Annotated in this window: 21 protein-coding genes; 11 read left to right on the top strand and 10 right to left on the bottom strand. The window is 74.0% G+C overall.

Features of this window, described 5'->3' with window-relative positions; translation table 11 throughout:
- Nucleotides 1-59: 59 nt before the first annotated feature.
- Genes AC1Q5D_RS11820 through AC1Q5D_RS11850 form a run of 7 tightly spaced genes read right to left on the bottom strand, consistent with a single transcriptional unit; the run spans nt 60 to nt 5913 of the window.
- Complete coding sequence (locus AC1Q5D_RS11820; RefSeq protein ID WP_481738589.1) at nt 60-620, bottom strand: MarR family winged helix-turn-helix transcriptional regulator; 561 nt, start codon at nt 618-620, stop codon at nt 60-62.
- Between the two features lie 52 nt (nt 621-672).
- The gene (locus tag AC1Q5D_RS11825; protein ID WP_481738588.1) at nt 673-1536 is read right to left on the bottom strand and encodes a prenyltransferase; all 864 of its coding nucleotides are present in this window, start codon (nt 1534-1536) and stop codon (nt 673-675) included.
- Nucleotides 1533-1889, bottom strand: a complete 357-nt coding sequence (locus tag AC1Q5D_RS11830; protein ID WP_481738587.1) for a lycopene cyclase — start codon at nt 1887-1889, stop codon at nt 1533-1535. Before AC1Q5D_RS11830 ends, AC1Q5D_RS11825 begins: the two co-directional genes overlap by 4 nt.
- Entirely contained in the window at nt 1871-2215 is a 345-nt protein-coding gene (locus AC1Q5D_RS11835) for a lycopene cyclase domain-containing protein (RefSeq protein ID WP_481738586.1), read from the bottom strand. Before AC1Q5D_RS11835 ends, AC1Q5D_RS11830 begins: the two co-directional genes overlap by 19 nt.
- Nucleotides 2203-3891 (bottom strand): phytoene desaturase family protein, encoded by a 1689-nt coding sequence (crtI, locus tag AC1Q5D_RS11840; RefSeq protein ID WP_481738585.1) that lies wholly within the window; start codon nt 3889-3891, stop codon nt 2203-2205. Before crtI ends, AC1Q5D_RS11835 begins: the two co-directional genes overlap by 13 nt.
- Nucleotides 3884-4777, bottom strand: coding sequence for a phytoene/squalene synthase family protein (locus AC1Q5D_RS11845; RefSeq protein WP_481738584.1), 894 nt, complete (start codon nt 4775-4777; stop codon nt 3884-3886). The genes crtI and AC1Q5D_RS11845 overlap by 8 nt, the downstream gene beginning before the upstream one ends.
- A 2-nt stretch (nt 4778-4779) precedes the next feature.
- Nucleotides 4780-5913, bottom strand: a complete 1134-nt coding sequence (locus AC1Q5D_RS11850; protein WP_481738583.1) for a polyprenyl synthetase family protein — start codon at nt 5911-5913, stop codon at nt 4780-4782.
- Nucleotides 5914-6004: 91 nt separating this feature from the next.
- Between AC1Q5D_RS11850 and AC1Q5D_RS11855 the strand changes: the two genes are divergently transcribed.
- The 8 genes from AC1Q5D_RS11855 to AC1Q5D_RS11890 all read left to right on the top strand — a co-directional run bounded on the left by AC1Q5D_RS11855 (nt 6005) and on the right by AC1Q5D_RS11890 (nt 14623).
- Nucleotides 6005-6952 carry a tryptophan-rich sensory protein gene (locus tag AC1Q5D_RS11855; protein WP_481738582.1) on the top strand — a complete coding sequence of 316 codons (948 nt, stop codon included), beginning with the start codon at nt 6005-6007 and terminating at the stop codon, nt 6950-6952.
- Nucleotides 6949-8412 (top strand): SDR family oxidoreductase, encoded by a 1464-nt coding sequence (locus AC1Q5D_RS11860; RefSeq protein ID WP_481738581.1) that lies wholly within the window; start codon nt 6949-6951, stop codon nt 8410-8412. The genes AC1Q5D_RS11855 and AC1Q5D_RS11860 overlap by 4 nt, the downstream gene beginning before the upstream one ends.
- Nucleotides 8409-8963, top strand: a complete 555-nt coding sequence (gene idi / locus AC1Q5D_RS11865) for an isopentenyl-diphosphate Delta-isomerase (protein ID WP_481738580.1) — start codon at nt 8409-8411, stop codon at nt 8961-8963. Before AC1Q5D_RS11860 ends, idi begins: the two co-directional genes overlap by 4 nt.
- Before the next feature lie 319 nt (nt 8964-9282).
- Entirely contained in the window at nt 9283-10473 is a 1191-nt protein-coding gene (locus AC1Q5D_RS11870; RefSeq protein ID WP_481738579.1) for a helix-turn-helix domain-containing protein, read from the top strand.
- A 165-nt stretch (nt 10474-10638) separates the two neighbouring features.
- Nucleotides 10639-11244, top strand: a complete 606-nt coding sequence (locus AC1Q5D_RS11875; protein WP_481738578.1) for a flavin reductase family protein — start codon at nt 10639-10641, stop codon at nt 11242-11244.
- Between the two features lie 51 nt (nt 11245-11295).
- Nucleotides 11296-12882, top strand: a complete 1587-nt coding sequence (locus tag AC1Q5D_RS11880) for a 4-hydroxyphenylacetate 3-hydroxylase family protein (RefSeq protein ID WP_481738577.1) — start codon at nt 11296-11298, stop codon at nt 12880-12882.
- A 152-nt stretch (nt 12883-13034) separates the two neighbouring features.
- Nucleotides 13035-13880 carry a Gmad2 immunoglobulin-like domain-containing protein gene (locus AC1Q5D_RS11885; protein WP_481738576.1) on the top strand — a complete coding sequence of 282 codons (846 nt, stop codon included), beginning with the start codon at nt 13035-13037 and terminating at the stop codon, nt 13878-13880.
- A gap of 197 nt (nt 13881-14077) precedes the next feature.
- The gene (locus AC1Q5D_RS11890; protein ID WP_481738575.1) at nt 14078-14623 is read left to right on the top strand and encodes a YceI family protein; all 546 of its coding nucleotides are present in this window, start codon (nt 14078-14080) and stop codon (nt 14621-14623) included.
- Nucleotides 14624-14809: 186 nt separating this feature from the next.
- Here AC1Q5D_RS11890 and AC1Q5D_RS11895 read toward each other — a convergent pair whose 3' ends face one another.
- On the bottom strand, nt 14810-15220 hold the full coding sequence (locus tag AC1Q5D_RS11895) for a hypothetical protein (RefSeq protein WP_481738574.1): 411 nt from the start codon (nt 15218-15220) through the stop codon (nt 14810-14812).
- Between the two features lie 79 nt (nt 15221-15299).
- Between AC1Q5D_RS11895 and AC1Q5D_RS11900 the strand changes: the two genes are divergently transcribed.
- On the top strand, nt 15300-15668 hold the full coding sequence (locus AC1Q5D_RS11900) for an ArsR/SmtB family transcription factor (protein WP_481738573.1): 369 nt from the start codon (nt 15300-15302) through the stop codon (nt 15666-15668).
- The gene (locus AC1Q5D_RS11905; protein WP_481738572.1) at nt 15665-16585 is read left to right on the top strand and encodes a cation diffusion facilitator family transporter; all 921 of its coding nucleotides are present in this window, start codon (nt 15665-15667) and stop codon (nt 16583-16585) included. Before AC1Q5D_RS11900 ends, AC1Q5D_RS11905 begins: the two co-directional genes overlap by 4 nt.
- Nucleotides 16586-16611: 26 nt before the next feature.
- On the opposite strand, the gene AC1Q5D_RS11910 is transcribed toward AC1Q5D_RS11905, so the two are convergent.
- Together AC1Q5D_RS11910 and AC1Q5D_RS11915 are read right to left on the bottom strand one after the other, a co-directional pair.
- Entirely contained in the window at nt 16612-17559 is a 948-nt protein-coding gene (locus AC1Q5D_RS11910) for a D-2-hydroxyacid dehydrogenase family protein (protein ID WP_481738571.1), read from the bottom strand.
- Nucleotides 17560-17616: 57 nt separating this feature from the next.
- Entirely contained in the window at nt 17617-18123 is a 507-nt protein-coding gene (locus AC1Q5D_RS11915) for a DUF805 domain-containing protein (RefSeq protein WP_481738570.1), read from the bottom strand.
- A 147-nt stretch (nt 18124-18270) separates the two neighbouring features.
- On the opposite strand from AC1Q5D_RS11915, the gene AC1Q5D_RS11920 reads away from it, so the two are divergent.
- Nucleotides 18271-18891 carry a nucleotidyltransferase family protein gene (locus tag AC1Q5D_RS11920; protein ID WP_481738569.1) on the top strand — a complete coding sequence of 207 codons (621 nt, stop codon included), beginning with the start codon at nt 18271-18273 and terminating at the stop codon, nt 18889-18891.
- Nucleotide 18892 lies beyond the last annotated feature (1 nt).

An 18892-nucleotide genomic window follows, 5' to 3' on the forward strand; every position in this document is an offset into this window, starting at 1 on the left:
CTTGCGCCCGATGGAGGATCAGGACCAGGTGCTGTCAGCGAGGCCCTTGCCTGCTCCGCCTATGCCGGCCGGTTTTCCTTTGCCGCCTCCAGGCTCTCTTGCATCGCATCCGCGGTTTCCCGCAGAAAGCGGATTACGGTGTCCCGCTCGTCGCGGGAAAGGTGGGCGGCGGGCCCGAACCGGGCGGCGTGGTGCCGGCCCACCGACTCCCGCGCCGCGGCGCGCGTTTCCGCCAGGACCTCGACGCAGACCGCCCGGCGGTCGTTGGGGTGGGGTTGGCGGCGAATGTGTCCTCCCGTCTCCAGCCGGTCGAGGAGCTTTGTCGTCGACGCGGTGCTGATCGCCAGATGGCGGGCGAGCATGCCGGGCGTGCACAGTTCGCCCGTGTTGGCGCACACGATGAGGAAGTGCAGCGCGCGCATGTCCCGCTGGCCGAGGCGCATGTAGCGTTCGGACGCCTCCGAGATCCGGCGCTCGACGCCGCGCAGCCGACCCATGGCGGCCATGACCTGGTCGATCTGTCGGAGGTCTTCGTCCGCCAGTCCGCCGCGCTCGATCAGCTCGGAGCGGGGGTCGCTCCCCTCCAGGCTGTAGAGGGAGTCTCGGGGGTCGGTGGCCATGGGCGGCTTTCTCCTGGGCGGTGGTCGGACGTGGGGGGGAAGGTCGGGTGGGCTAGCCGGACGCGTCGGCCAAACCGGCCCACAGTAGCAGGAGGGTCAGGACGAACCCGCAGGCGTAGTTGAGCCAGAGGAACGTCCTCCACCCCGCGTGGGCGGCGGCGGAGGTCCTGTCGTCGACGCGCAGGAACCGGGCCGTGTTGACCGCGTACGGAAGGGCCAGCAGGCCGGCCAGGGGCCCCGGAAAGGGCGTTGCGAGGCAGAGCAGCCCGGCCGCGGCGTACCCGGCCGTCGCCGCCGCGACGGTCCGCCGGGCGCCCCACACGGTGGCCACGGAACCCAGGCCCGCGGCGCGGTCCGGCACGATGTCCTGGACCGCGCCGAACGCGTGGCTGGACAGGCCCCAGCAGAAGAACGCGGCGAACGCGGCCAGAGTCCCCGCCCCGGTCTCCCCGCCGGCCAGCACCCAGCCAAACACGGCGGGGGAGACGAAGTGGGTGCTCGACGTGATCGAATCGACGACCGGTCGCTCCTTGAAGCGCAGCCCGGGGGCGCTGTAGGCGTAGACGGCAAAGAGGGAGACCGCGAGGACGACGGAGGCCGCTGCCCCGCCGGCCGCCGCGAGCGCGAGGGCCAGCGGCACGGTGGACACGGCCGCGGCCCACAGGACCCGCCGGTGCGCGGTGCGCTGGAGGACGGCCCCCTCCACCCCGCCTTTCCGCGGGTTGCGCAGGTCGGACTCGTAGTCGAAGACGTCGTTGATCCCGTACATCGCCAAGTTGTAGGGGATCAGGAAGAAGAACGTTCCCAGGGCGAACAGCCAGCCGGGGCCGCCTCCGGCCAGCAGGTAGGCGGCCGCGAAGGGGTAGGCCGTGTTCACCCACGACAGCGGACGGGAGGTCGCCAGCAGTTCCCTCATGTGGGTCCGTCCTCCGCGCCGAACAGGAGCCACAGCCCGGGGAGCAGCATCGCCGCCGCGGCCGGGTAGGCGAAGTCCTCGACCGGGGCGAGCCCGAGCCGCACGCCGGAGATCGGTCCATCCGCGTAGTCGAAAAGCCCGACGGCGATCATGGCGTTGTCGAAGACCGCCGTCAGGGCGAGCAACGCGCCAGCGGTCCCGGCGAGAGCGGCCGCCAGACCACGGCGCCGGAAGGCCCGCCCGTCCGCGCACCGCTGCCAGTCCGCGCGCCGCCGTCCGCTTCGCAGCAGTCCGGTGGCCAGAACGAACCCCGCGGCTGCCAAAAAGACGCAGTTCAGCTGCCAGTACTGCATGCTGCCTCCTTTCGCCGGTTCCTGTGGGATTGCAGGCGCAGGAACCCTGTGAACAGGACCATCGTCTGGTAGCACAGGAACAGGAGGAAGAACGCCTCCTCGAGCGGCAACTGGTCCGACAGCATGATCCCCGTCATCAGCGGCGAATCGCGGTGCAGGAAGATGCCCTCCGCGATCGCCCACACGTCCCAGCCCAGGAAGAAGACCGTTCCCGCGGCGAGCGTCAGGACCGCGCGGGCCGGGCGGTGCCAGACGAAGAGCCGGAACCGGGCATCGAGGAGGCCCAGACACGCCGTCACCGACAGCAGGATCGCTAGGTAGGCCACGCCGCGCTCCTCTCCGCCGCCGGGTCGGCCCCGGCGCCGGGTTCCCCGCCCGAAGTGGGGCCGGCCTTGGGAGGCTCACCCAGCCTGGCGGCACTCGGAGCGGCCGGACCCCGCCCGGACCCCGGGCGCCTGCCGCTCCGGACGGCCTCAAGCACGATCTCCGCACTGATCAGGCACATGGGCACGCCGATCCCCGGGCGGACGGAGGATCCGGCGAAGAACAACCCTGCGACGCGCCGACTGCGGTTGCCGGAGCGGAGGAAGGCGCTTTGGCGCAGGATGTGGGCGGGACCGAGTGCGCTGCCGCGCCAGGCGTTGAACCCATCCACGAAGTCCGCGGGCCCGAAGGTCCGGCGGACGGCGACCCGGCCGGCCAGGTCCGGGACGCCGGCCCACCTGCCGACCTGGTCGAGGGCCGCGTCCGCCACCTCCTCCACGCGGCGGTCCCCGCGGCCCGCGGTGCCGCCGCGCCCCCACTCCGGGGCGGCGGGCGCGGGAACCAGCAGGAACAGGTTCTCGTCGCCCGCCGGGGCGGCGCCGGGGTCGGTGGCGCTGGTCCGGCTCGCGTAGACCGACGTCTCCGGCGCCAGCGGCCGGCCCCTGCGGATGCGCGCGAAGTTGTCCTCCCAGTCGGGCGTGAAGAACAGGTTGTGGTGGGCGAGCTCGGGCAGGGCGCCGCGCACGCCGGCGCAGACGAGGACGGCGCTGGGCCCAGGGTCCGTCAGCTGCCGGGCCGCGGGGGAGCGCCGGCCCAGCCCGGGCGCGAGCAGGTCGCGCTCCACGTGGTGGAGGTCGGCCGCGGCGACGACCGTCTCCGCGGCGAGACGCACCGTGTCCCCGGCCCGCGTCCGGTAGGCGACGCCGGTGGCGCGCGTGCGCGGGCCCCGCCCCGCCCGCCGCGGCTGCGGTCGCGTCTCGATGCCGACGACGGCGGCGCCGGTCCGCACCTCCACGCCGGCCTCCCGGGCGAGGCGGTGCATCGCGTCGACGACGGCGGCGAACCCGCCCTGCGGGTACCAGACCCCGTCGTCGAGGTCGAGGTGGCTCATCAGGTGGTACATCGCCGGGGCCCGGTAGGGGGTCGTCCCGAGGAAGACCGCGGGGTAGCCCAGCAGCTGGCGCAGCCGGGGGTCCCGGAAGCGGCGCGCCGCGTGCCGGTGCAGGGACGTCCCGAGGAGGCCGGCGAGGCGCGGCGCCCGGCCGAGGACGGCCGGGTCGGCGAGGCCCCGCAGGGAGTCGAATCCGTCGTAGAGGAAGTGCCGCTTGGCGGTGCCGTACGTCTCCGCGGCGGAGTCGAGGTAGCGCTCCAAGCGGGGCCCGGATCCCGGCTCGAGGCGCTCGAAGAGCCGCACGGCTTCCCGTCTGCCGGAGCGGACGTCGGTGGGACCCCCGTCCGGCCCGAACCAGACGCGGTAGGCGGGGTCCAGGCGCACGAGGTCCAGCTCCCTGGCCGCGCTGGTGCCCATGAGCCGGAACCAGCGGTCGATGACCTCGGGCATCAGGTACCAGGAGGGGCCCGTGTCGAAGCGGAAGCCGTCGGCGGACCACCGGCCGGAGCGGCCGCCCAGCCCGGAGCGCTGTTCCAACACCACGACGTCGTGCCCGTCACGGGCCAGGAGCCCGGCCGTCGCCAGCCCGGCGAAGCCGCCCCCGATGACGACGGCGCGGCTACCCACGGACCCGCTCCCGTGCCGGCTGCCGGGAGAACGCCGGGCCGGTAAGCGACCGCCCGGCGACCCAGGCCTTGCGGATCCCGCCGACGCGGACCCTTCGGTCGGAGAGGACCTCCGCCGGCGTGGCCTCGATGCGGTCGGCCAGCGTGGCAAACAGGGCAAGCGCGAGCCCGACGGCCCGCCGAGCCCCGGGGGCCAGGAGCGGAAGTGCCGCCGCCGCGGCGTCGAGGTCGGCGCGGATGTCGGCCAGCGCCGCGGCCTTCGCCGGCTCGCCGAACTCGTCGGCGCCCGTCCCCGGGAGGTAGGTGCGCCCCAACTGGGACCGGTCGTCCGCCAGGTCGCGCAGGAAGTTGACCTTCTGGAACGCCGCGCCCAGGCGCTGGGCCGCCGCGTCCAGTTCGGCGTCGCGCCCCGTCGCGGTGCCGGGCAGCGAGCGGAAGACCTGCAGGCACATCAGCCCGACGACCTCGGCGGAACCGTGGATGTAGCTCCGCAGGCTCTCGGCGCCGTGCCGGGTCCGAGTGAGGTCCGCCCGCATGGAGGCAAAGAACGGGCCCGTCAGGGCGCAAGTGATGCCGTGCCGGCGGGCCGCCTGCGCGAAGGCGTGGACGACGAGGTTCGTGCTGTAGCCGGTCCGCAGGGCCCGCACCGTCTCGGCCTCGAGCCGGTCCAGCTCCTTGCCGACGTCTCCAGGGGAGAGACCGGCCCCGGCGGCCGCGCCGTCGACGGCTTCGTCCGCGACCCTGACCAGCGCGTAAATCGCGGCGATGTCGCTGCGGGCCGCCCGGGGCAGGAGGCGGCAGGCCCAGCCGAACGAGGTCGAGTACTCTCCGATCACGGTGCCCGCACTGCGCGCGGCGGCCCGCGTGTAGGTGCTGAACGGATCCACGCTCACCTCCTCCTCGCCAGGACCGCGCGGCCGACCCGCTCCAGTTCCGCGGCGAGGTCGCTGCTCGGCGCCGCGGTGCGGACGGCGTCGAGGGCCTCGTCGACCAGGCGGGCCGCGACGCCCCGCGCGTGGGCCTCGGCGCCGGCGCGGCGCAAGGCGCCGCGCACGAGCCCGGGGGACGCCGAACCCTCCCGGGCCCCGGCGAGAAGCGTGGGGAACCCCGGGTCGGTTTGGCACGCGAAGGCCGTCAGGAGGGTCGCCTTGCCTTCGCGGAGGTCCGAGTCCACGGGCTTCCCGGTGGCCGAGGGGTCGCCGAAGGTTCCGAGGACGTCGTCGACCACCTGGTAGGCCGCGCCGAGTTTCCGTCCGGCCTGCGCCACGGTGTCCGCCTGCTCCCCGGTGGCACCGGCCAGGAGGGCGCCCGCCGCGAGCGGCGCGGCGAAGGAGTAGGACGCGGTCTTGAGCGCCTCCATGGCGAGGATCCGCTCGGCGGGCGGATGGTCCGTGGGCGGCAGGCACGACATGAGGAGGTCCTCGAGCTCCCCGGCGGCGGCGTCGGCCACGGCGTGGTCGAAGCGGTCGGTGACCGCCTCCGCCTGCGCCAGCCCTGCCGCCGACCGGTGGGCCAGCGCCACCGCCCCGGCGAGCAGGAGGTCCCCACCGATCAGGGCGGCCGAGTAGCCCACATGCGTCGCGTCCGCGCGTTGCAGTCCGCCCAGGAGCGCCCCGTCGCGGTAGTGGGCCCCGAGCGTCGGAGCGCCGCGGCGCAGGAAGTCGCGGTCCACCACGTCGTCGTGGGTCAGCAGCGCCGTGTGCAGGAGTTCGAAGGCGGCCCCCAGGCGCGCGGCGCGCGCCGGCTCGGATCCCCCGAAACCACGGTAGGCCAGGCCGACCAGCCGCGGGCGGACCCGTTTGCCGCCCGCGGACGCCGCCCGAAGGCGCTCCCAGAACTCCGCAGACGAAGCGGAGGCTTCCCGTCTGCGCCGGCGGCCGCGTTCGAAGAAGGACTCCAACTCCCGGTCCACGAGGTCCTCGAACGCCCCGCCGTCGCCGGAGACCCCGCCGTCCCGCGGGCGCGCGCCCTCGTGCGCGGTCGCGGGAGGCAACAGCTGCACTTCGTCGGGTGCCGGAGTCATGGCAGCGTTCGCCTGGGGCGCGGGCGGGGCGGGACGGAGGCGCTCACGGTTTTCCTTCCAAGGGTTGATTACCAACCAAACTAGGGACATCATGGCTGAGCACACCACCGTTGTCGAGGCCCTGCGGGAAGGGAGGTCGTTCGCCGTGACGGACAGCCGAAGGCGCCACCCGGGGGATGCGGCGCTGCGCCGTCCTCCAGCGGCCGCCCTGCTGGCCCTGGCCGGGGCGCTCCTCGCGGTCATCGCGGCCTTCGCGGGCAGCGGCGCCCTCGGTGGGACCCCCATCTCCCAGGCGGCAGGGGGTCTCTTGGGAGCGGATGCCACCCCTCTGGCCCCGGGCGCCGGGGCCTTCCGCATCTGGTCCGTCATCTACGCCGGCCTGCTGTGCTACGCGGTCCTGCAGCTCCTCCCCGGCCGCGCACGGACGGCCAGGCACGCCGAGGTCCGGCCCTGGGCGGTGGCGTCCATGCTGCTTAACGCCGCGTGGATCTGGGTCGTCCAGGCCGGTTGGGTCGGAACCAGCGTGCTGGTCATCCTCGTGCTGCTTGCCGTCCTCGGGCGCCTGGCGTCCCTGCTGGCGGCCAGGCGCCCGGCGGACCAGTGGGAGGCGGTCGCCGTCCACGGCACGTTCGGCCTCTACCTGGGGTGGACGACCGTGGCCGTGGCCGCCAACGTGTCCGCCTGGCTGGCTTCGCTCGGCGCGGCCGCGTGGGGGTGGCCGGTCACGGGCGTGGTCGCGGCCGTTCTGGCCGTGGCGGCCGCCGCCGGCACCGGGACCTCCGTCGCGACCCGGGGGCGCCTGGCGGCACCGGGCGCCGTCGCCTGGGGCCTGGCCTGGATCGCGATCGGACGGATCGACGGAGGCCTCGCGGCCCCGGGCGTGGCTTGGGTCGCGGCCACCCTCACCGCCGTCGTGGTCGCGGCGGCCGTGGGTCTGCGCCTCCGCGCGGCAGGCCGGGCGCGCGACGGCGCCCCGGCCCGGCGCGGCGCCGCCCAGCCGGACGGCCCGGGACGGCGCGACGGCGGGGTCCCGGCGTGAGGGCCGCCGTCGCCGGCGCCTCGGGGTACGTGGGCGCGCGGCTGGTTCCGCGCCTCCTGGCGGCCGGCCACCAGGTCGCCGTCCTGACCCGGGACCCCGGCAGGCTGCGGGGTCTGCCGTGGGCGGACGACGTGCGTATCGCCGTGGGCGGCCTCGAGGACGCGTCGGCCGCTGCGCGGCTCTGCGAGGGCGCCGACGTGCTCTTCTACCTGGTCCACTCGCTGGGGCAGGGGCGGGACTTCGGGCGCGTCGAGAGGGCCTGCGCCCTGGAGGCCGCTTCGGCGGCGCGGGCCGCGGGCGTGGGCCGGATCGTCTACCTCGCGGGGCTCCATCCGGACGGTCCGCTGAGCCGTCACCTCGCCTCGCGCGAGGAGGTGGGCCGGATCCTCGCGGCCTCCGGCGTCCCCACCGTGGTCCTGCAGGCGGGGCTGGTCATCGGGTCCGGGTCCGCGAGCTTCGAGATGGTCCGCCACCTGACCGATGTGCTGCCGGTGATGCCTGCCCCGCGGTGGGTCCGCAACAAGGTCCAGCCCATCGCGATCCGCGACACCCTGCACTACCTCATGGCCTGCTGCGAGCTCCCGCCCGACGCGGCCGGCACCTACGACATCGGTGGACCGGACGTCCTGGCCTACGGCGACATGATGCGCGTCTACGCCGACGCCGCCGGCATCCGCCGGCCCGCCATCCTCCCGCTTCCGGTGCTCACGCCGTGGCTCGCCGCCCAGTGGGTCAACCTTGTCACCCCCATCCCCCGCGCCCTCGCGGTACCGCTGGTCGAGTCGCTGCAGCACGATTGCGTGATGCGGGACCGCTCGATCGACCGGCTCGTCCCGCCGCCGCCGGAGGGCCTGTGCGGCTACCGCCGCGCCGTGGGTCTCGCCCTGGAGCGGATCAGCGGGGACGCCGTGGAGACCAGCTGGGCGACGGCCCACGCCGTCGAGCAGCCCGCCGAGCCGCTGCCGTCGGACCCCGACTGGGCCGGGCGGACGGTCCTGGTGGACCGGCGGAGCCGGTCCACGTCCGCGCCGCCGGAAGCGCTGTGGGAGACCGTCTCGGCCATCGGCGGGGAGGCAGGCTGGTACTCCCTGCCGCGGGCCTGGCGTGCCAGGGGCCTGCTGGACAAGCTGGTCGGCGGAGTCGGCCTGGCCAGGGGCCGCCGCAGCCGGAGCTCGCTGCGCGTCGGCGACGCCCTGGACTTCTGGCGGGTCGAGGAGCTCGACCCGCCGCGCCTGCTGCGGCTCCGCGCCGAGATGAAGGTGCCGGGACAGGCCTGGCTGGAATTCGGGATCGAGCCCGACGGAACGGGCAGCCGGTACACCCAACGGGCCGTGTTCATGCCCCGGGGCCTGGCCGGGCGCGCCTACTGGCTGGCCATGCTGCCCTTCCACGGCGTGATCTTCACGGGTATGGCCCGGCGGATCACGGCGCGGGCCGAAGCATCCGGAGGCGAGCGGTGAGCGAGCTCGTGGTCCTGCTCGACGGCGCGGGCCGGCCGTGCGGCACGCAGGAGAAAGCGACGGTCCACGGGCGCGAGACGCCACTCCACCTCGCCTTTTCCTGCCACGTCTACGACGCGCGGGGACGTGTCCTGGTGACCCGACGGTCCCTGGGCAAGCGCACCTGGCCCGGGGTCTGGACGAACTCCTTCTGCGGGCACCCCGGCCCCGGGGAGGCGCCCGAGGAAGCCGTCGTCCGCCGGGCCCGCCGCGAGCTGGGGCTGGAGCTGGCCGACATCCGTCCCGTGCTGCCCGGCTTCCGGTACCGCGCGACGGACCCCTCGGGCCTGGTGGAGAACGAGGTGTGTCCCGTCTTCGCGGCCCGCGCGGCCGGAGAGCCCGATCCGGCGCCCGACGAGGTCGCCGAGTACCGGTGGGTCGATCCGGAGCGCGCCCGGACCGCGGTGGAGGCGGCGCCGTTCGCGTTCAGCCCGTGGCTCGTCCTCCAGGTCGCCCAAGGAGTCTGGCCCGCCGTGCCCAGCGAACCCACGGGGGAGCGTCCCGCCAATTGAGTCGAAGGGTTCGGAAGGCGCGCCGCCAGCGGCGCACGGCCTGCCGGCGGCCGCGCAGCGAGCGGGCGGAGACTCTGACCGGAACACCGCGGACCCTGCGGATGCCGCCGGTGGGGCCCAGGGCGAGGGCCAGGTCCATGTCGTCGTGGACGTCCGGGTCGTCCCGGTGGACGCGGCCGCGGACGTTACTCCACGCGGATCGCCGGATCGCCACATTCGATCCCCACAGCACGTGGGTCGCCCCCGCCAGGTACCCCAGCAGGTGGTATGCGCCCAGGTAGAGCCGCAGGGCCGGCCGCCGCCCTGCGACAATGGCGCCGTGACCGACCACGACGCCGCCGCCCCGCCGCCGGACGCGCCCCTGCCGCACGCGTTCCAGTGGTTTGTGGAGCGCGGCGAGACGAACGTCTTCGCCGTCGGCCCGGACATGCTCCTGGCGGACGCGGCCACCGCGCCGCTGTTCGGCGTCTTCAACCACCCCGAAGTGTGGCGGTGGGCCCACGACCAGAGCCAGGCGGTGGTCGGCTGGCAGCCACTGCCGTTCCTGGACGGGCGGACCGCACGGCTGCTGTGGACGGCGCTGACGGGGACCGGCGCCATCGCCGGGGCGGTCATTGCCCTCGGCGCACCCCGGCAGGCAGCCGGGATGGCGCGCGCCGCCGCGGGAGCCGAGGACCTCGTGTCCGTGTTCCCCGGGGTCAGCGACCAGGCCCGGGCGCTGCGCGCCCGGCTCGGCGCACTCCTCGGCACGCCGCTCAACGTGCGGCTCACCGGCCCCGCGGGGTCCGGCAAGGCGTTCGTCGCCTCGCGCCTGCTTGAGCGCCAGGGTGCCCTGCCCGGCGCGCGCACCATGGATCCGCTGGTCCTCAACGGGGACCAGGTCTCCAGCAACGCCATCTGGGTGGAGCGCCTGCGTGATGCCGTGGATCGGGGCCGGCCCGTCCTCTTCCTCGACGTCGATCGCGTTCCGGACGCGCGGATCCACGCGTTCCTTCCGCTGCTACAGAAGGCGCGGGAGCGCAAGAGTCCCGTGGTGTGCACCCATCTGACCGAGCTTTCGGACTTCGCCCAGCGCATGTGGTCCCGAACCCTGCGGGACGCCGTCTCGATCCCCGGCCTCCGGGCCCGCCCCGAGGACCTCGAGGAGGTCGCCAGGGCCGTTTGGCAGGCCCACTTCGGCGGCGGGGCCCCGCTGCGACTCGCCCCAGACGCGCTGCGGCTGCTGGCCGGGGTCGCGTGGCAGGGCAACGTGGCGGAGCTGGAGGACATCCTTGTGGAGGCGCACGCCCGCGTCGGGCCCGGCCGCCTCGAGGCCTGGGCCCTGCGCGTCCCGACGCGCCGCGGTTCGGAGACCGGTACGCGTCTCGAGGACGCCGAGCAGGCGGCAATCATCGATGCCCTGCGCCGGTCCGGTGGGAACAAGCGCGCCGCGGCCGGGCTTCTCGGCGTCTCGCGGTCCACGCTCTACCGCAAGATCGGCCAGTACGGGATCGAGGCCGTCCCCGAGTAGGACACCGCGCGTGAGTGTGCCGTTCTGGCACATGGTTCGTCAAGCTTCTTGGATGTCCCAATTTAGAACACTCTCGGGTGATGGGGGTCACGTAACTTCTTCTTGTCAGCACCGCCTCCCGGCCGCAGCGGCCCGGAGGCGGACCCCGACGAGTAAGGATCCCCCATGTCCCACAGCAGCGCCGCCGCGGGAGCCGCCGTCGCCTCCCGCGCGGCCGACGCTCCCGCCGTCGACCCGCGCAGCCTGCGCAACGCCTTCGGCAAGTTCGCCACGGGGGTCACCGTGGTCACGTGCAAGACCCCGGACGGCACGCCCCACGGCGCCACCGTGAACGCGTTCACCGCCGTCTCCCTCGACCCGCCGTTGGCCCAGGTGACACTGATCCGCGGAAACAAGGCCTCCGAGTACCTGCAGGACGCGCCGTTCGCGATCAACATCATGGCGCAGGACCAGCTCGAGACCTGCCTGACCTTTGCCGGAAAGCCGATGGGCATCACGCCCCAATGGCGGTCGGACGGCGACATCCCGGTCCTCGAAGGCAACGCCGCGACCATCGAATGCAAGCCGTGGCGGATCTACGACGGCGGCGACCACGTGATCGTCATCGGTGAGGTCGTCGCCCTCGAGGTCAACGACGTGGACCCCTTGCTCTTCGTCTCCGGCAAGTTCCGCGAGGTCGGCAAGCCCTCTGGCCCGAGCCCCTGGGAAGGCTCGGGCGATTGCCTGGCCTCCGGCTGGTTCGAGGGCTCCGCCAACTTCCCCTCCCTCTAGCCCAGCGATTCCCCACCCCCGCCCCCGCCCCCGAACCCCCAGGAGAAGGCCATGACCGCCACCGCCAACACCGCGCCCACCATGTCGGAGCGCACCACCCCCGCCAACCCCACGCTGCCGATGACGGGCGACGAGTACATCGAGTCCCTGCGGGACGGCCGCGAGGTCTACCTGCATGGGGACCGGGTCGACGACGTCACGACCCACCCCGCGTTCCGCAACTCGGTCCGCATGGTCGCCCGCCTCTACGACGGCTTCCACCAGCCCGAGACGTCCAAGCTGCTGCTGACCGACACGGACACCGGCAACGGCGGGAAGACCCACCCGTTCTTCAAGGCCCCCCGGTCCGTGGAGGACCTCAAGGAGTCGCGCGTCGGGATCGAGACCTGGGCCCGGATGACGTACGGCTGGCTGGGCCGCTCCCCGGACTACAAGGCCGCGTTCCTCGGCACCCTGGGCGCGATGCCGGAATTCTACTCCCCCTACCAGGCGAACGCGGAGCGCTGGTACCGCGAGTCCCAGGAGAAGGTCCTCTACTGGAACCACGCGATCATCAACCCGCCGGTCGACCGTCACCTGCCGCCGGACCAGGTCAAGGACGTGTTCATGCACGTCGAGAAGGAGACCGACAACGGCCTGGTCGTCTCCGGCGCGAAGGTCGTCGCCACCGGTTCCGCGATCACGAACTTCAACTTCATCTCCCACTACGGGCTGCCCATCAAGAAGAAGGAATTCGCGCTCATCTGCACGGTGCCGATGGACGCGCCGGGCATCAAGCTGATCTCCCGGACCTCCTACGCGCAGAACGCCGCCGTCACGGGCACCCCGTTCGACTACCCGCTCTCCTCGCGGATGGACGAGAACGACGCGGTCTTCGTCTTCGACAAGGTGCTCGTCCCGTGGGAGAACGTCTTCGCCTATGGGGATCCCGAGCAGATCAACGGGTTCATGCCGCAGACCGGCTTCATCCAGCGCTTCACCTTCCAGGGCTGCATCCGCCTGGCCACGAAGCTGGACTTCATCGCCGGCCTGCTCCTGAAGGCCCTCGAGATCGGCGGCACGAAGGACTTCCGCGGCGTCCAGGCCCGCGCCGGCGAGGTCATCGGCTGGCGCAACATGTTCTGGGCCCTGACGGATGCCATGATGCTCAACCCCGACCAGGGGCCCAACGGCACCCTCCTGCCCAAGATGGACTACGGGCTCGCCTACCGGATGTTCATGGCCCAGGGCTATCCGCGGATCAAGGAGATCATCGAACAGGACGTCGCCTCCGGCCTGATCTACCTGCCCTCGGGTGCCATGGACTTCAAGAACGCGGAGATCCGCCCGTATCTGGACAAGTACGTCCGCGGCTCCAACGGCATCGAGGCCGTGGACCGGGTGAAGCTCATGAAGCTGCTCTGGGACGCCATCGGTTCCGAGTTCGGCGGCCGCCACGAGCTCTACGAGCGCAACTACTCCGGGAACCACGAGAACGTGCGCGTCGAGATGCTCATGAACGCCATGAACAACGGGACCACGGACTCGATGAACGGCATGGTCGAGCAGTGCATGTCCGAGTACGACCTCGACGGCTGGACCGTCCCGGACCTGTTCAACCACGACGACGTCAACGCCTACCTCCGCCGAGGCCGCTAACCCCGCAGGTCCCCCCACGCGGCGGCGCCCCCCGGGCGCCGCCGCCCCGTGCCGCGGCCCCGAACGGCCCGCCGTCCCGCCGTGACCGAAAACGGCCCGAATCGTCACCGGCGCGGCCTATCCGGCGCGCCCCGGCGGTGCTGTCATGGAGTATGGGCACTGCGCAGACGCCGGGCTCCGGGACCCGCCCCTCCCGCCGCCGGCTCCGGACCCTCGGGCGGATGGGGGCGACCGGCCTGGCCGCGGCCTCCCTCGTGTTCCTAGCGGCCTGCGACCTGGAGGGACCCGGCGGCGGGGGAGGGGGCGGCTACGGCGGCGGCCTTCCTGCGTCCCCCACCGTGTCCAGCGCCCCCGCCTCCAGCGCGGACGCGTCGTCGCCGGCGGCGCCGTCGTCCACCCCCGCACCCACCGGCGGGACGACGACGGCGGCGCCCACGACGGCACCCCTCCCGACCAGCGAATCCGCGTTCTTCGTGTTCCCCGGGCCGGGCGCGGGCACCTTCAGCGGACCCCTCGACCTCGTCGAGGCCTTCGCGACGGACTTCGTGGGCTTCGAGGACCCGGTCGTCGGCGAGTTCAGGCAGGGCGACAACCTCTCCGGGGAGGTCGAGGTCCGGGCCGAGGCCGACGGCCCCGCGACCACCGTCCTCGTCCGCCGGTCGTCGGACGGCATGTGGAACGTCATCGGCGCCACGACCCCCGAGATCCAGGTCGACGAGCCCCAGTCGGCGGCATCCGTGGGCTCCCCGCTGCACGTGAGCGGGGAGGCGCTCGCCTTCGAGGGCAACGTCCTCGTGCAGGTGCGCGGGGCCGACGGCGGCGTCCTCGGCGAGGCGCCCGTGACCGGAAGCGGCGGGCCGGACCCGGGACCGTTCTCCGGCGACATCGACTTCGACGACCCCGGGGACGGCCAGGGCGCGGTCGCGTTCCTCATCCACAGCGCCCGCGACGGCAGCGTGTGGCAGGCCGCCGTGCTCCCGGTCACGTTCGGCGGGTAGCCGGGCCGGACCGCATCCCACGGGCGACCGCGAGGGCCCGGGACAAGTACTCCTGTGGTGCGGGGGCCGATCCTCCGCGGCCTTCCGAGCCGAGGAGACCAGCGTCACTTGACGCATCAACGATTCGCCCGTACCGTTATATGCATAAGCATGAAACGGCTGGTCCGACCGGCCTCCCCGAACCCAAGGAGAACCGCATGAGCATCGTCCTGACCCCCGGCACCTGGAAGCTCGACCAGGCCCACACCGAAATCGGCTTCGTCGTCCGCCACGCCGGCATCAGCAAGGTCCGCGGCCAGTTCACCGAGGCCGACGCCACCCTCTTCGTCGCCGACTCCCTGGCCACCTCGTCCGTCGAGGCCACCGTCAAGACCGCCTCGTTCGACTCCAACGATGACAACCGCGACGCCCACGTCAAGAGCGCCGAGTTCTTCGACGTCGAGCAGTACCCGGAGATGACCTTCAAGGCCACCGGCGTCGAGGGCACCCCGGAGGAGTTCCAGCTCGCCGGCGACCTCACCATCAAGGGCACCACCCTCCCGGTCGCGTTCGATGTCGAGTTCGGCGGCGTGGCCGTGGACCCGTTCGGCGCCACCCGCGCCGGCTTCTCCGCCAAGACCCAGATCTCCCGCAAGGCCTTCGGCATCACCTGGAACGCCGCGCTCGAGGCCGGCGGCGTCCTGGTCGGCGACAAGGTCACCATCGAGATCGACTCCGCGTTCGTCCTCCCGCAGGAGGGCTAGTCCACCAGGGCATTTCCGCCGCCCCCAGGGGCAGGCGACCGAGGGGCCGCGGCCCTGCGCGGCATGGGGGCGTGCGGGGCGGCGGCCCCTTGGCGTGTGGTGGGGGTGTCCGACGGCGGCGGCCCCGCCGCGGAAGGCCCCGCCGCGCGGACGGCCCCGCGGCGCCCGGCGCCCGGCCCGCGGCGCCTATGCCTCGACGCGGGCGAAGCCCAGGGCCGCGTAGCGCCCCACGGCGTCCGCGGGCACGGGGGCGTAGAGCGTCTCGGCGCCCTCGCCGAACGCCTCGGCGGCCAGGCGTCCCACGACGGCCGCCTCCTGGCCGGGGTCCAGGATGTCGCCGCCGACCGCGCGGACCGGGGCCAGCACGGCGAATCCGTCGCCGAAGGCGACCCGCCCCCGGGCGACGGGCCGGTCGAAGTGCGTCAGCTCCACCACGTCGTAGTCCTCGAGTGGGGCCTCCAGCAGCGCGTATTCGCCCGGCAGGGCCTCCGTCGCCTCGACCTCGATGGGCCGGGCGGCCAGCAGCGTCAGGGCGCCGGCGTCGTCGTCCGTCCCGAGCAGCTCCCAGACGGGCTTCCAGTCGTGCGCTGCGCCCATGGCCAACCTCCCCTTCTGGCGTTCCTGCCGCAACCCTACGCCGTTGCGCGCCACGCGCCGCGGCTCCTATGATCGCAAAATGACGATGATATCGACGGAGGTCGGAGACCGGGCGGGGCTCGAGGGCGCCGCGGCCCTGTTCCACAGTCTTTCCGACCCCGGCCGGCTCGTGATCCTGCGCCACCTGGCCCTCGGCGAGCACAAGGTGCGCGAGCTGACCGAGCACCTCGGCCTGGCGCAGTCCACCGTCAGCGCCCACCTCGCGTGCCTGCGCGGCTGCGGCCTGGTCGACGTGCGCACCGAGGGCCGCTCCTCCGTCTACTCGCTGGCCGCGCCGGCCGCCCTGCTCGGACTGTTCGGCTCGGCGGAGGAGCTGCTGCGGGAAACGGGGCACGCCGCGGCCCTGTGCCCCAGCGTCCCGGCGCCGCACGGGGCGGGCGCGCCGTGAGCCACCATCACCACCACGGGCTGCACCACGGCCACGAGACCCACCGCGGCCGCATCGCCGTCGCCCTGGCCATCACCCTGGCGATCCTGGTGGCCGAGCTCGTCGGCGCCTGGGTCACCGGCAGCCTCGCGCTGCTGGTCGACGCCGGGCACATGCTCACCGACGCCGGCGGGCTCGCCCTCGCCCTGGGCGCGGCGATGCTGTCCCTGCGCCCGGCCAGCGCCCGCCGGACGTGGGGGTGGCGCCGGGCCGAGGTCCTGGCGGCGGCCCTGCAGGCGCTGATCCTGCTCTGCGTGGGCGCGTTCGCCGTGGTCGAGGGCGTGCGCCGCCTCGCCGTGCCCACCGACGTCGACGCCGCCGGGACCCTGCTGTTCGGCGTCATCGGCCTCGCCGGGAACATCGCCTCCCTGCTGGTGCTGGCCGGCGGGCGCGAGGCGAACCTGAACCTGCGCGCCGCGTTCCTGGAGGTCGGCATGGACGCGCTCGGGTCCATCGCCGTGATCGCCGGGGCCGTCGTCATGGCCACGACCGGGTGGGCGCAGGCCGACGCCGTCGCCGGCCTGCTGATCGCCGTGTTCATCGTGCCGCGCGCGCTGTCGATCCTGCGGGAGAGCGGCACGATCCTGCTCGAGAGCGCCCCGCGCGGCCTGGACATCGAGGAGGTGCGGCGCCACCTGCTCGGCGTGCCGCACGTGCTCGACGTCCACGACCTGCACGCCTCCCAGATCGCCACCGGCCTGCCCGTCATCAGCGCGCACGTGGTCCTCGAGGACGGCTGCTTCTACGACGGTCACGCGCAGGAGATCCTGCACTCCCTCCAGCGCTGCGTCGCCGGGCACTTCCCGGTGTCGGTCGAGCACTCCACGTTCCAGCTCGAGTCGGCCACGCACGCGCGCCACGAGCCCGGGATGCACTAGGGGGACGACGGCGGCGCCCGGGCGGCCTACGCCAGGACGCGGACCGGGTCCCCGCCCAGCCAGGCGCGGATGGATTCGACCGTCTCCGTGTAGAACACGCGGTATGTCCCCTCGGACACGTAGCCGAGGTGCGGGGTCAGGACCGTGTTCGGGGCCGAGAGGACGGGGTCGCCCGCGGGCACGGGTTCGGTGTCGAACACGTCCAGGGCGGCGCCGCCGAGCCAGCCCTCCCGCAGCCCGCGTAGCAGGGCCTCCGTGTCGACGAGCCCGGAGCGCGCGTTGTTGACCAGGAGCCCGCGGGGCCCGAGCGCGCGCAGCTCCTCCTCGCCGACCGTGTGCCGGGAACGCTCCGAGAGCCGCAGGTGCAGGGTGGCGGCGTCGGCGGCGGCGAAGAGCTCCCGCTTCCCGACGAGCCGCGCCCCGTGGGCGGCGGCCGTCGCCGCGTCCAGGTTCCGGCTCCACGCCAGGACCTCCATGCCGAACGCCTCGGCGTAGCGGGCCATGCGGCGCCCGACCTTCCCCAGGCCCACGATCCCGAGCACGGCGCCCTCCAGGTCCCGGCCGACGGACCGCTGCCACGTCCCGGCCCGCAACGACGCGTCCTCCGTGGGCAGGCGCCGCATCCCGGCCAGCAGCAGCGCCCACGCCAACTCCGCCGTCGCGGCCCCGGATCCGGCCGTGCCGCAGACCCGCACGCCCCGCGCGGCCGCCGCCGCCAGGTCGATCGCCGCGTTGCCCATGCCCGTCGTGACGAGCAGCTCGAGGCCCGGCAGCCCGGCCAGCACGTCCGCGCCGAACGCCGTGCGCTCGCGCATCGCCGCGACTATGTGGAAACCGCGCAGGGCCTCGACGGTCTCCGCCGGGGACCCGAACGGCTCGTGGAAGAACACCGTCTCCACGCCGGGCAGGGCGTCCCAGTCCGCGTAGTCGCGGGCGACCCGCTGGTAGTCGTCGAGGACGGCGAGGCGGCGCATGGGGCTCCCGGGGATCGGCGGCGGTGTCGGGCCGATGCTACCGGGCCCGGCCCGGGTCTAGGCCTGGCCGTACGGCGGCTGCACGGCCGCGCCCGCCCCGCCGTCGGCATCGAAGCGGGCCCCCTCCGGCTTGGAGGGCAGGATCGTGAAGACCAGGACGGCGAGGGAGGCGACCGGGACCAGGTTCAGCAGGTAGAACCAGCCGCTGAAGTTCGCGTCGTGCAGGCGGCGGACCGTCACCGCGATGGACGGGACGAGGATGGCCAGGGAGAACAGGAGCATGAGCAGGCCGGGGACCAGCAGCCCCGCCCCGGGCTCGCCGGTGACGGGGTCCATGGTGGCGACGCCGAGGCCCAGCATCAGGGCGTAGAGGACGAAGACGACGAGGGCGATGAACAGGGTCGCCCACCAGTATTCGCTGCGGCTGGCGCGGCCGGAGAACGTCGCGTACTTCGTGAAGAAGCGTTTGACGGCCCCGCCGAACGAGATGCCGTAGTACGGCTGGCTCAGGGGCGGTTCGCCGACCGGCTGGTAGGGGTTCGCCTGCGGCAGTTGCTGGGACATGGCGGGGTTCCTCCATCGATGTGAATGATTCTGTCCACAGGCTACCCGGCACAAAACGCGTTCGGGGGAGCGGGCATGGGGGGTTCTCCCCAGACCCACCGCTTGTTCACCCCCGGCCGCGGCGGCGCCAGCCGCTACCGTGAACGCATGGAGACCACGGCGCACCCGGCTCCCCGGCCGCCCGTCGCCGGCGTCCTGCTCGCCGCGGGCGCCGGGACGCGGCTGGGCCGCGGCCCGAAGGCGCTGCTGCGCACCGCGGCGGGCGAGACGCTCGCGGCGCGCGGCGCCGGGGCGCTCGCCGGCGGTGGCTGCTCGCCCGTCGTCGTCGTGCTCGGCGCGGGGGCGGACGAGGCCCGCCGGCACCTGGCTGACGGCTGCGTCGTCGTCGTCAACCCCGACTGGGCGGCCGGGCTGGGGTCCTCGCTGCGGGCGGGGCTCGCCGCGGTCCCCGCGGGTTCGGCGGCGCTCGTCGCGCTCGCCGACCAGCCGGGGACGACGGCGACGCTCGTGGCCCGGCTGCTCGCCGCGCACGGGCCCGGCCGGATCACGTCCGCCGGCTACCGCGACGCCGGCGGGTCCCTGCGGCGCGGGCACCCCGTGCTGTTCGGCGCCGCCCACGTGGCGGGCGCGGCGGCCGCGGCGACCGGCGACGCCGGCGCGCGCGCCTACCTCGCGGCCCACCCCGGGGCGGTTGACGTCGTTGACTGCACCGACCTGGACGACGGCGGCGACATCGACACGGCCGCCGACCTCGGCCGGCTGGGGTAGG

This window comes from Arthrobacter paludis, from assembly GCF_056782315.1.